Below are 12,195 nucleotides of genomic sequence, written 5' to 3'. Positions count from 1 at the left end.
GTCAGCGCCAAGGTTTGTGCGAATGGTGCGACGGAACCAATCCGTCGCAGGGCTCCACCCACAATGACCCTCGCCGACACCCCCGTCCTCTCCATCGCCAACCTCTCCGTCAGCGTGCGCGGCGAGGACGGCGAGCGCATTGTAGTCTCCAACCTGTCGCTGACGCTGGCGCGCGGCGAGACGCTCTGCATTGCCGGCGAATCCGGCTCCGGCAAGTCGATGACCGCGCTGGCGATCATGCAGCTTTTGCCGCAGCCGGCGGCGCGCATATCGTCAGGCATGATCCGTCTTCGGGATGGGAATCGGGGCGACACCGACCTAGCAACCCTCGACGAACGCCAGATGCGACGCATTCGCGGCGACCGCATCGCCATGATCTTCCAGGAGCCGATGACCTCGCTCAATCCGGTGCTGTCGATCGGCCGGCAACTGACCGAATCCATCGAAGCGCATACCAGCCTGTCGTCGGCGCAAGCCCGCCAGCGCGCGATCGAGGCGTTGAAGGCGGTGCGCATTTCGGAGGCGGAAAGCCGGCTAAAGCAGTTTCCGCACGAACTCTCCGGCGGCATGCGCCAGCGGGTGATGATCGCCATGGCGCTGGCGCTCGAGCCCGACGTGCTGATCGCCGATGAGCCGACGACGGCGCTCGACGTCACCGTGCAAGGCGAAGTGCTGGAGCTGTTGCGCGACCTGCAGCGCCAGCATGGCACCAGCGTCATCCTGATCACCCACGATATGGGCGTGGTTGCCGAAATGGCCGACCGGGTCATCGTCATGCGCGACGGCCGCATGGTCGAAGAAGGCACGACATCGGATATTTTTGCCCGCCCGCAGGCCGACTATACGCGCGAACTGCTGGCTGCCGTGCCGCGCATCGGCAGTGGTGTCGGTCGACAGAAATCCAGGGATGCGATTGACGTCTTGGAGCCGGCCAATGTCGCCGAGGTCAACGACCTGCATGTCCGCTTCGATCTGCGTGGCGGCATCTTTGGCCAGGTCACCCGCCGCGTCCACGCCGTCGAGGGCGTCAGCTTCTCGATCGCGCCCAACGAAACGCTCGCTCTGGTCGGCGAATCCGGCTGCGGCAAGTCGACCACCGCCAAGGCGCTGGCCGGACTGGCGCCGTATAGCGGCGACATCGTCATTGGCGGGCGCAATCTCTCCGGTCTTTGCCGCGACGAACGCAAGGCGGTGCGCCGTGACGTCCAGATGATTTTCCAGGATCCCTTCGCCTCGCTCGATCCGCGCATGCGCGTCGGCGACCTCGTTGCCGAGCCGCTGGTGATCCATGGCATCGCTTCGAAGGACGAGCGCCGGGAACGGGTGGCGGCGCTGTTCGAGCGTGTCGGCCTGTCGGCCGAACAGATGGAGCTTTACCCGCACGAATTCTCCGGTGGCCAGCGCCAGCGCGTCTGCATCGCCCGAGCGCTGGCGCTACGACCAAAACTGATCATCGCTGACGAAAGCGTCTCCGCGCTCGACGTCTCGGTGCAGGCGCGTGTGCTCGATTTGCTGAAGGAATTGCAGCGCGAATTCGGCGTCGCCTATCTCTTCATCTCGCACGACATGGCGGTGGTCGAGAACATTTCCGACCGCGTCGCCGTCATGTATCTCGGCCAGATCGTCGAAATGGGCACGCGCGACCAGGTGTTTTCCAACCCGCTCCATCCCTATACGAGGCGGCTGATCGAAGCGGTGCCGGTGCCCGATCCGGCGCAGCGCAGAACGCGCTTCGCGCGCCTCGACCAGGAAATCCCGAGCGCCACCCGCAGGATCGGGGAGGCGCCGCTGAAGCTGGCGCTGAACGATGTCGGCGGCGGCCATCTGGTTGCTGCGGAAAGCTGAGCCCGCACTGGCTGGCAGCTGTTCTTTTACTTTGTTGAGTACAACCAAGAACTGCCGTCTCGGGTTTACCGCGTCTTAGGTGGACGGCGGCCACTATACGGTCGGCGTTCTTGCCACGGGGAAAAATAGTGCTCAAGGCGGTTCTGCAGCTGCTGCCGGGTCGGTTCATGGATGTGCGCATGCGCGTATCCGCCGACTACGAGACGCGCGTCGTGGAGCGGCCCGGGCGCTGGATGAAGGCTGCCGAACTGGAGCAGCTGAGCAGCGATCTGCGGCTGGTAGCGTCCAAGACACTGAAGTTCGGCAGCCTGACCTATGGCGTGTTTTCCGGCGACCGCAGCCGGCTGGAACATTCCATCATCACCATTGTCTACCGGCGCAGCGACCGGCAGCCGATCGCCTTCAACGCGCTGGCGCTGATGGAGATATCGCTCGCCGGCAAGCCCTATGAAGTCTTGCACCTCGGTTTGGTCATGATCGATCCCGACGAGCGCAGCCGCGGGCTGAGCTGGATCCTCTACGGCCTGACCTGCTTCCTGATGTTTTTGCGCAATCAACTGCGGCCGATCTGGATTTCCAATGTCACCCAGGTACCCGCTGTCGTCGGCATGGTCGCGGAGGCGTTCAGCAATGTGTTTCCCGGACCGCATGCCGGCGCACGGCGCTCGCTGACCCATGTGCTTCTGGCGCGGCAGATCATGGCGCGGCACCGCCATGTCTTCGGCGTCGGCCCCGAAGCTGGTTTCGACGAAGAGCGCTTCGTCATCACCAATGCCTATACGGGCGGCTCGGACGATCTGAAGAAAGCCTTCGACGAGACGGCCAAGCACCGCGACGAGACCTTTAACGAGTTCTGCCGCAAGGAGCTCGACTATGGGCGCGGCGACGACGTGCTGCAGATTGGCCAGATGAGCTTCCAGGCCGCGCGCACCTTTCTCGCCGACACCGTTCCGCGCGGCTCACTTGCCGCCCTTGCGGTAGCAGGTGCGGCGGCCACGCTGCAGCGGCTGGTTTTGCCGTTGGTTCACTGGGCCGATAGCACCCGCCAATGGAATGTGCTGAGACCATGGACACGCTGATGGCTTCATTCGTGGCGTCTCGGTTTATCCGCAAGCTGATGGCAGCCGGCCGATGATGAACCTCGACGGCACGCTCGTCGCCGACACCATCACCTCGCTGGCGGCGCTGGTTGGCCTGCTTGTCGTGATATCGATCATAGGCGGGCGCGACACGGGCGATCCGCTGTCGCGGCGCTTTCTATTCGGCCTCAAGGTGCTGGCAGTGCTGCTTGCCTGCCGCATCCTCGACTGGACTACCGGCCTCGCACTCTTCCGCTTCGTCACCATCGCGGCGGCGGGCCTGCTGCCGCTGGCCGCACTGCTGCTGACCGAGGGGCTGTTGCGCCGGCATGCGCCGTTTGCGCTAAAGTTCTTTGCCGCCGGCGGCGCCCTGCTGTTTCTACTGCTGGCGCCGATCCCGGAACGCTTTGCCGAGCCATGGCGGATGGCGGTACTACTTGCCTTCCAGTTCGGAGGTTTTCTCGCCATCGGCTGGTTGGTGATGACGCGCGATCGCGACAGCCTGTCGGCGGCCGAAAACCGCACGGTCGAGCGCATGGCGCTGTCGCTGCTGTTGATCATTCCGTTCATGGTCACCGACTACCGGCCCGGCCTGTTCGAAGTGCCGGTTCGGCTTGGCGGCATCGCCATCCTGTTCCTGTGCTGGCTGACGATCGGCCTTGGACGCGCCAGCCTCGGCCATCGCGACACGATCGGCGCCTTTACCGTGATTACGCTGAGCTCGGTTTTCGCCGGGCTGGCGCTGGGCGGCATCGACGATCTCGGCTGGCGCGGCAGTGTGCAGGGCGTGGTGATCGTGCTGTCGGCGACGCTGCTGGCAGTCATCTACAATGACAGCGTCAGCCTCACCGCGGAGAAGCGCCGCGACTCGTTGCTGAAGCACATGGCCGAGGGTGATCTCACCGACTCGGCGCGCTTCCTGCGCGGCCTGCAGAGCCATATCCTTGTCGACGGCGCGCTGATCCTGCCGGCAGGGGACCTCGGCGACTTCGACCTGAAGGTGCTGGCCCGTGCACTGGAGCAGGAGCCCGTGCGCTCGCTCGCCGATACGCAGCCGGGGGCGCCAGTCGACCAGGATATACGCGAGCAGCTGGCATGGCTGTTCGAGAAATTTGAGGCGACCCATGTGCTGCTGGCGACGCTCGAGCCGTTGACCGTGGTGGCGCTCAACATGCCGGCGCTGGCATCGTCGCCGGGCGTGGAAATGGAGCTGCGGGCAGTCCAGCGCATGGCGATGCTGATCTCGCAGCGGCATGCGAAGGGTTGATCATACTGAACGAGCCGGCTCTTGCGTCGGCCCGTTGCCGTAGCCGGGTCAGGCGGCCTTGGTCTTCAAGGCCTCTTCGTCGCGCACCATTTTTGTCACGGCGGCGAAGTCGAGCTTGCCGGAGCCAAGGACCGGTACCTTTGAGACCACCCGCACTTCGGCCGGGACCATCAGGTCCATGGCGCCGTTGGCCTTGGCGTAGGCGAGGAATTCCGCTCGTGTGGCGCCGGATGCCTCAGTGATGAGGATCAGCTTTTCGCCCTTGCGCGCGTCGGGCACTGTGGCGACCGCCGACAGCGAGCCCTTCCACAATTCGCCGGCCAGCGCTTCGACAGCGGCGAGCGAGATCATCTCGCCGCCGATCTTGGCGAAGCGCTTGGCGCGGCCCCGAATGGTGATGAAGCCGCCTTCGTCGATAGCGACGACGTCGCCCGTATCATGCCAGCCGTCGTCGAGCGGTTCGAGCACGCCGGGCTTCTCGGCCCGGAGATAACCGGCCATGACATTGGGGCCGCGCACGAACAGCCGGCCGCCTTCGTCGACGCCGGGGACCGGATCGAGGCGGTATTCCATGCCGGGCATGATCTTGCCGACGGTTCCAGAGCGATTGTACATCGGCGTGTTGATGGAGATCACCGGCGCCGTCTCGGTGACGCCGTAGCCCTCGAGGATGCGTAGGCCGAACTTCTCCATATACGTCATGCGCGTCGCTGTCTTGACCGGTTCCGCGCCGGCAAAACAGTAGCGTATCGAGCGGAAGTCGTAGGGGTGCGCGGTGCGCGCGTAGCCGGAGAGGAAGGTGTCGGTGCCGAAGATGATCGTCGCGTTCGAGCCGTAGATCAGTTCCGGCACGAGGCGGTAGTGCAGCGGCGAGGGGTAGAAATAGACCGGCACGCCGGAGATCAACGGCAGCACCGTGCCCGCGGTCATGCCGAAGGAGTGGAAGATCGGCAGCACGTTGAACACCTTGTCGCCCGAATGGAAGTCGATACGCGACGCCGCCTGGGCGGCGTTGGCCAGGATGTTGCGGTGCGTCAGAACGACGCCCTTCGGCGTACCTTCCGAACCCGAGGTGAACAGGATCACCGCCGCATCGCCGGGCTTGCGTTTCGCGCGCGGCGTCGACTTGCGCAGCAAGCCGAGCAGCTTATCCTTGAGACTGATGGTCTTTCTGAGATCGTCGAGCCACACGATGTCGACCGAGCGACCGAGTTCCTCGACTACAGCGCCGAGCTTTGCCTGTTCGACGAACGCGCGGGACGTCAGCACGGTGCGGACTTCGGCGGCCTTGCAAGCGGACAGAATATTGGCAGCACCTGCGGTGAAGTTCATCATCGCCGGAACCTTGCCGGCGGACATGACGCCGAGCAGTGTCGCGCAAGAGCCGTTGGCGTTGGGCAGCATGATGCCCAGCGTCTGCTGGTCGGCATAAAGGTTCTGGAACTTCTCACCAAGCACGGCGGCAGCCGTGAGCAGCTTGCTGTAGCTGAGAGAACCGGTGGCCGGATCCTGAACTGCGAGCTGTTTCATGCCGCGTTCGTTCGCCGTCTCGATGATCTTTTCAAGTACGGTCTTGTCGATGTCCTGGGTGCGGAAAACGAGATCCGACATCACCTGGTAGAGCGCGGAACCCGCCGCGGCGCGGCGCTTGCGGCCCTTCAGCTCCTGCGGCACCTCGAGCTTGACCGGTTCCAGAATGGTCACCTTGACCTTCGGGAACAGGCGGCGGCGCACATGCTGCGAGCTCAGTCGCGAGAAGTAGGTCTTCTCCAGCCCGTCGATGCGCACCGGCACAACCATCGAGCCGGTCTTGTCGGCAACCATGGCGGCGCCGTCATAGACCTTCATCAGGCCGCCGGTGACGGTGATGCGTCCCTCCGGGAAGATGACCAGCGGGTCGCCGCCCTGCACGATCTTGATCAGCGTGCGGGTCGACATCGGCTTGGCCGGGTTGAGCGGCAAAGCGCGGGCAAGTTTCATGAACGGCTTCATCCACCAGGCCTGGGCAATGGTGTAGTCGATGGCGAAGACCGGCTCCTCATCGGTCAGCGTCAAGGCGAGCGGACCGTCGAGGAAGCTGACATGGTTGAGCGCCAGGATCGGCGCCTTGCCGGCGGCTTTCAGGTTTTCCATGCCCTCGACTTCGAGGCGCAGGAAAGCGCGGAACAGGATGGAGACGAAGTCACGGAAGGGGTTCGTCGGCAAATATTTCAGCATCAGCCAGGCGGCAATCGCATTGGCCGCGGCGAGGCCGAACAGGATGCCGCCGGTCGAGACCTTCGTCTGGATCAGGGCCATGATGATGCCGCCGCCAGTCATGAAGCCGGCATTGACGATACTGACGGCGGCGACGACCCGGGCGCGCCGCGCTTCGGGCGACCAGGCCTGCACGGCGGCGAAGGTCGGCACCACCAGGAAAGCGGCTGCAATGGCCATGCCGGCGAGGTCGATGGCGACGCGGATCGTGTTTGGGCCGGCGAAGAATGCGCCAAGGGTTTCCGCCTGGGGCGACGGCGTCATGCCGGAGATGGTCCAGGCGAGATGCAGGCCGAACAGGGCGAGCAGCGCCGTGCCGACCGGTGCCGGCAACAGCACGATGCGGCCCTGCGACATCCAGGCGGCGATGGCCGAACCGATGGCGATCGAGACGGCGAACACGGCGAGGTAGACGGTGACGGCCATTTCGTTGCCGCCGAGCGAATCCTTGATCAGCACCGGCAGGAGCGAGAGCACGATGGCGCCGATCAGCCAGAACCAAGACGTCATCAGGCCGCCGCGCCAGATGCGCGTGTCGGTGCGCAATTCGGTGACCTGGCGCCAGGTCGAGCGGAAGATGTTCTTGTCGATGACAAGGTCGGGCGCCGCCGAACCGGTGGACGGGATATAGCGGCTGACGAGCCAGCAACCGACGGCGAGCGCCATCATGATCGGTCCGAACACCGCGACGCCGATACCATCGGCGGAAACGACGCCGCCGGCTATGGTGCCGCCGAGAATCGCGGCAAACGTGGCTGACTCGATCCAGGCGTTGGCCTTGGGCAGTTCCTTGCGTTCGAGGTGATCGGGCAGGATTCCGTATTTGATCGGTCCGAACAGCGCCGAGATGATGCCGAACATCAACAGCGCCGTCATCAGCACGGGAATGGACGACAGGGCGATGCCGACGACGGAGACACCCGCCGCGGCGATCTCGGCGAATTTCAGACGCTTGGCTATGAAAGCCTTGTCGAAGCGGTCGGCGAGCTCGCCGCCGAGCGCCGACAGGAGCAGGAAGGGGGCCATGAAGACGGCGCCCGCCAAGGTGACCAGTGATGCCGCCTGGTCCGCCGCCAGCGTGAACAGAATAAGGAACACCAGCGTGTTCTTGAGGAAATTATCGTTGAAGGCGGACAGGAACTGCGTCCAGAACAAGGGCGCAAAGCGCCTGGACGTCATCAGATGAGCTGTCGGTCGGTTGATCGGGGCGATTTCCATAGCGGCGACTTCCATTGGGCATGACCGATTAAAATCCTGGCTGGATTGATCAGCGGTCTTGCGCGTTGAGCCTTGTTTAGCGGGAACCCGGTTACACTTCGTTACTGCGGCTGACTTCCATCAGCAACTTCTCGGTCTTGGCGTCTTCCAGCCGGTTGATGAAGCGGCTTGCCTCTTCCGAGTCGCGCAGCGTCTTGGTGATGGTGATCGAGGTGTGCACGAGCATGATGGCGGCCATCGCATAAAACCCCTTGGCGGCGAAGCTCGCCTCCATGAAGTAGATGCCGCCGGCCATCATCATGGCGGCAACGGCGAAACTGGCCATGGTGAAGGTCTTCCAGGCGCTTGAGTCCTTGGGGGAATAGGTGTTCGGGGTCATCGATATGGTCCTTTCGTTTCAAGGTTAGGTTGGTTGGGCGTGGGTCTGTTTCAGGCTGGATACAATCAGGCCGGATACAATCAGACTGGATACAATCAGGCCGGGTACGATCAGGCCGGCTTGGTCATGGTCTTCGTGAGCCGTTCGAGCACGGCGTCGGCGCTGCTTCTCAGCGGCGCGCCGCAGCCGGCGGCCGCAAGCTTCTCTGAGACCGCGGCAGGATCGCCCGACTGTTCCATCTCGGCCATGGCGGCCGCGGTGGCGTCGATCTGCTTTTGCCTGGTGCGCAGGCGCAGCAGCGTCTCCTCGGCGTCCCTGAGCGCCGACAGGCTGGAGCCGGGCGCGCTTTCTCGCAGGCGCTGGGTCGAGTCGACCGCGGCAACGATGCGCTGGCCGCGCTGCAATTCGCGCAGGCGCATTTCGGAGACGCGGATAATCCGCTTGAGACGCTCGATCTCGGTGCCGAAGCTTTTCTGCGCCTCGGCGGAGGCGTCGCGTTCGGCTTCCAGCATGGCGATGGTTTCGGCGGCTTCGCGGGCCAGTTCATTCTGTCCCTGCTCGATCGCGGCGATCGTGCGCTTCTCCAAATCGTCGATGCGGAGGACAAGCTTCTTGAACTGCGCGACTTCCTGTTCGTTCTGGGCGATGGCAATTGCAACCGCCCGGCGGGCGGCCGCGATAGCGTCGGCGCAATCGCGGATCTGCTGGCGCAGGATTATCAGCGCGTTGCGGTCGACGACCGCCTCGGCGGCTTCGTAGCTTCGGCCGCGAACGAGAGCAAAAAACTGTTTCAACATTTCCGTTTCTCCTCTATGAACGTTGTTCACGACACAACGTAGCACATTGTGAACGGCGTTCAAGGAGAAAATGAACGGTGTTCATGAATTGCGCATAAGGAAGGTTAATGACCGCAAAACGGGACGCCAAACGCGAGGATCTCAAAGGCAGGCTGATCGAGGCCGCGCAAGCGCGCATCCAGTCCTTGGGGCTCGCCGGGCTGCGTGCACGCGACATCACGGCCGATGCCGGCTGCGCGCTCGGCGCGCTCTACACGGCCTTCGCCGACCTCGACGAGCTCATCCTGCACGTCAATTCGATCACGCTGGCAAGACTTGGGGCGGCGTTGGAACAGGAGGCGACCGCCGCCGCCGAGCCAAGGGCCAAGCTGAAGGCACTGGCCAAGGCCTATCTCGGCTTCGCCCGCGGCAACCGCATGGCGTGGAAGGCGCTGTTCGAGCATCGCATGGCGCCAGGCGTGGCGGTGCCCGGATGGCATCTGGCCGAACATGCCGTGCTGATCCAGCATCTGGTCGAGCCGCTGGCGGCGCTGCTCCCGGCGGCGGCAACGCCGGAGCTTTTGGCCCGCGCGCGCACGCTGTTCTCCGCCGTGCATGGGATCGTCGCCATCTCGCTCGAAGACCGTTTCATTGGCCTGGCGTCCACCGATCTCGAAAGTGAGCTGCTGGGTTTCGTCGACACGCTGGTGAGCGGGCTGGAGACGGAAAGGGAATGAACTGCTGCGATCGGCTCTTGCTTCACGGCACTCTGCCCTTATGAAGATCGTGGCGGGGACTGGCCGGTTGATCCAGGCCGGCTGAGACTGTTGGGGGATACCCGGTGACAATCGATCAGAACCGCCGGTTTCAACCCGAAATACAAGGGTTGCGCGGACTGGCCGTCGCTCTGGTCGTCGTCTTTCACCTGTGGCCCCATGCTCTTCCCGGCGGATATATCGGCGTCGACGTCTTTTTCGTCATCTCTGGCTATCTGATCACCGGCCTGCTGGCGCAGATGGCGCTGCGCGACGGTCGCGTCTCGCTGATCGAATTCTATTCGCGACGGGTGCGACGGTTGTTGCCTGCAGCAACCTTGGTGCTGCTGGTGGCATTGCTGGGCACGCTGCTTTTCATCTCAAAGGCGCGCTGGGAGGAAATAGGCAACCAGATCGTGGCGAGCGCTCTTTATGTCGAGAACTGGCGGCTGGCCTCGATTGCCGTCAGCTATCTCGAGGCCGACACCTTGCCGAGCCCGGTGCAACACTACTGGTCGCTTTCCATCGAAGAGCAGTTCTACATCGCCTGGCCGTTGGTGATGATCGGCGTGATCTGGCTGGCGCGCCGCCGTGACCTTCCGCTGAGGGCCTGCTTGATCGGGGCGTTGTCGCTCATTTTCGCGGCATCACTTGTTGCCTCTGTGGTTTTGACGGCGACGGATCCGGCCCAGGCCTATTTCGTCAGCCATACCCGCCTGTGGGAATTGGCGCTGGGTGGTCTGCTGGTGCTGACCGAACACCAGTTTCGACTGGCGGCACTCACTAGACAGTGGCTGGCGATCGCCGGCATCCTGGGCATCGTTGCGTCCGCCTTGCTGTTTTCCGCTGCAACTCCATTTCCCGGCGTCAGTGCGTTGTTGCCGACCTTGGCCACAGTGCTGGTCATCCTGGCTGGCGAGGTTGAAGTCGGCCGGTTTCGTGGGCTCGATTCGTTGCCACTTCGTTTCATCGGCGATCGCTCCTACTCGGTCTATCTATGGCATTGGCCGCTGATCACCATCTTCCAGGCGCAGGGTCATTCGCTGACCCTTGCCGGCGGCTTCGGCCTGATTGCGGCGACCCTGCTTCTATCGGATCTGTCCTATCGATATGTTGAGCAGCGCTACCGGCAAGCTCGGGGCGGCGCCTGGTGGAAGCCGCTGGGATACGGCACCGCGGCGGTTCTCACATGCGTGGCCGCATCCGGCAGCCTGCTGCTCTTTCTGAAGACCGAACGCATCGACACCGCGCTGATCGGCACGCCTTCCTACCCCGGGCCCGCCGCTCTCGTCTCCGGCGCCGTGGTCCCGGACGGTGTGAACCTTCTGCCGCCGCTGGCCCGGCTGAGGCGGGACGTGCCGGTCGTGTATGCAAGGAAGTGCCACCAGGAGGAAAGCTCGGAGCCCAAACGATGCTCTCTAGGCGATCCCACGGGTGCGAAAACAATGGTTCTGGTGGGAGATTCTCATGCAGCCCAGTGGGTGCCGGCACTGGACAAGATCGCAAAGGACCGCAACTTCAAACTGGTTACCTTTACAAAATCCGCCTGCCCATTCACCCGCGTGGCCATCACGGCGAATGGCAAACCCAACGTCTTATGCGCGCAGTGGCACGAAAAGGTGCTGGCCGAGATCCTAAAGCTGAAACCGGATCTGATCTTCACCAGCCAGTCCAATTACGGAGCGGTTCAGCAAGACGTGATGATCGAGGGGCTGCGAAGTCTCTGGGGCGGGCTGACGGACGCCGGCTCGCAAATCGTTGCCATCCGCAACACGCCCTATATGAAATTCGACCCGGGCGATTGCCTGAGTTCGACCCCAACGAAATGCGTCACCAAACTGAGCGATATTGAGCGGAGCAACGTGTTGGCGCTGGCCGCGGAAGGACAGAAAAATGTGCGCGCCATCGATATGCTCGATGCCATTTGCGGGCCGCAACTATGCCCGGCAGTTGTCGGCAACATCATCGTCTGGCGGGACAGTCATCATCTGACCGCCAGCTACTCGCTTGCCCTGGCGCCCTATCTCGCAGCGAAGGCGGGGCTTTGACGAGACGTCTCGGAACTTAGATGTGTCGACAGGCAGGAAAATTCCGCTGGTGGAGCTGAGGAGGATCGAACTCCTGACCTCGTCATTGCGAACGACGCGCTCTCCCAGCTGAGCTACAGCCCCGTCCAGCGGATGGCGCATTTATCGAAGGCTGCGGTTTCCTGTCAAGGCGGGGTTTTGCCGAAATCCCTTGTGCCCGGTGCTTGTAGGCGACCGGCCCTTGCCGGTTTCGCGCGCAATGGCTACATGTCGACAACAATCGGAGACCGGCATGCTCGCCCTCATTCAAACAATCGTCATGGCGCTGGACCTGTACTGGTGGGTCATCATCGCCTCGGCGATCTTCTCCTGGCTCTATGCGTTCAACGTCGTCAACTCGCGCAATCAGTTTGTCGGCAGCATCGGCAACATGCTCTACCGGCTGACCGAGCCGGCGCTGCGGCCGATCCGTCGATTCATGCCCGACCTCGGCGGCGTCGACATTTCGCCGATCATCCTGCTTCTGCTCCTGTTCTTTCTCAGGCAGCTCATTCTCACCACGATAGCGCCGCTGGTCCTGTGAACCTGACGAT

The 12,195-nt window shown here is 63.3% G+C and carries 9 protein-coding genes and 1 tRNA gene; 6 read left to right on the top strand and 4 right to left on the bottom strand.

All coding sequences use genetic code 11. From position 1 onward, the window contains the following. Positions 1 to 63: 63 nt before the first annotated feature. From NKK52_RS23650 to NKK52_RS23640, 3 genes are all read left to right on the top strand, one after another. Positions 64 to 1,845, top strand: coding sequence for an ABC transporter ATP-binding protein (locus tag NKK52_RS23650; RefSeq protein ID WP_023681454.1), 1,782 nt, complete (start codon positions 64 to 66; stop codon positions 1,843 to 1,845). A 128-nt stretch (positions 1,846 to 1,973) separates the two neighbouring features. Beyond that, positions 1,974 to 2,924: a hypothetical protein gene (locus tag NKK52_RS23645; RefSeq protein WP_031203678.1), complete on the top strand. Its 951-nt coding sequence runs from the start codon at positions 1,974 to 1,976 to the stop codon at positions 2,922 to 2,924. A gap of 52 nt (positions 2,925 to 2,976) precedes the next feature. Further along, positions 2,977 to 4,191, top strand: a complete 1,215-nt coding sequence (locus NKK52_RS23640; RefSeq protein ID WP_023681452.1) for a hypothetical protein — start codon at positions 2,977 to 2,979, stop codon at positions 4,189 to 4,191. 48 nt (positions 4,192 to 4,239) lie between these two features. Here the strand turns inward: NKK52_RS23640 and NKK52_RS23635 are convergent, their stop codons facing one another. From NKK52_RS23635 to NKK52_RS23625, 3 genes are all read right to left on the bottom strand, one after another. Continuing rightward, positions 4,240 to 7,665 (bottom strand): acyl-[ACP]--phospholipid O-acyltransferase, encoded by a 3,426-nt coding sequence (locus NKK52_RS23635; protein ID WP_023681451.1) that lies wholly within the window; start codon positions 7,663 to 7,665, stop codon positions 4,240 to 4,242. A 91-nt stretch (positions 7,666 to 7,756) separates the two neighbouring features. Further along, entirely contained in the window at positions 7,757 to 8,044 is a 288-nt protein-coding gene (locus NKK52_RS23630; protein WP_023681450.1) for a YiaA/YiaB family inner membrane protein, read from the bottom strand. Between the two features lie 110 nt (positions 8,045 to 8,154). Next, positions 8,155 to 8,841 (bottom strand): PspA/IM30 family protein, encoded by a 687-nt coding sequence (locus NKK52_RS23625; RefSeq protein ID WP_023681449.1) that lies wholly within the window; start codon positions 8,839 to 8,841, stop codon positions 8,155 to 8,157. 107 nt (positions 8,842 to 8,948) lie between these two features. Between NKK52_RS23625 and NKK52_RS23620 the strand changes: the two genes are divergently transcribed. Together NKK52_RS23620 and NKK52_RS23615 are read left to right on the top strand one after the other, a co-directional pair. Beyond that, entirely contained in the window at positions 8,949 to 9,557 is a 609-nt protein-coding gene (locus NKK52_RS23620) for a TetR/AcrR family transcriptional regulator (protein ID WP_023681448.1), read from the top strand. Positions 9,558 to 9,661: 104 nt separating this feature from the next. Next, on the top strand, positions 9,662 to 11,623 hold the full coding sequence (locus NKK52_RS23615; RefSeq protein WP_084633816.1) for an acyltransferase family protein: 1,962 nt from the start codon (positions 9,662 to 9,664) through the stop codon (positions 11,621 to 11,623). A 47-nt stretch (positions 11,624 to 11,670) separates the two neighbouring features. Here NKK52_RS23615 and NKK52_RS23610 read toward each other — a convergent pair. Beyond that, positions 11,671 to 11,746, bottom strand: a tRNA-Ala gene (locus NKK52_RS23610). A gap of 148 nt (positions 11,747 to 11,894) precedes the next feature. Here NKK52_RS23610 and NKK52_RS23605 point away from each other — a divergent pair. After that, on the top strand, positions 11,895 to 12,185 hold the full coding sequence (locus NKK52_RS23605) for a YggT family protein (protein WP_023668602.1): 291 nt from the start codon (positions 11,895 to 11,897) through the stop codon (positions 12,183 to 12,185). Positions 12,186 to 12,195 lie beyond the last annotated feature (10 nt).

The organism is Mesorhizobium sp. C277A (assembly GCF_040324395.1).
GTDB lineage: Bacteria > Pseudomonadota > Alphaproteobacteria > Rhizobiales > Rhizobiaceae > Mesorhizobium.
This window is presented reverse-complemented; position numbering and strand designations above follow the sequence as displayed.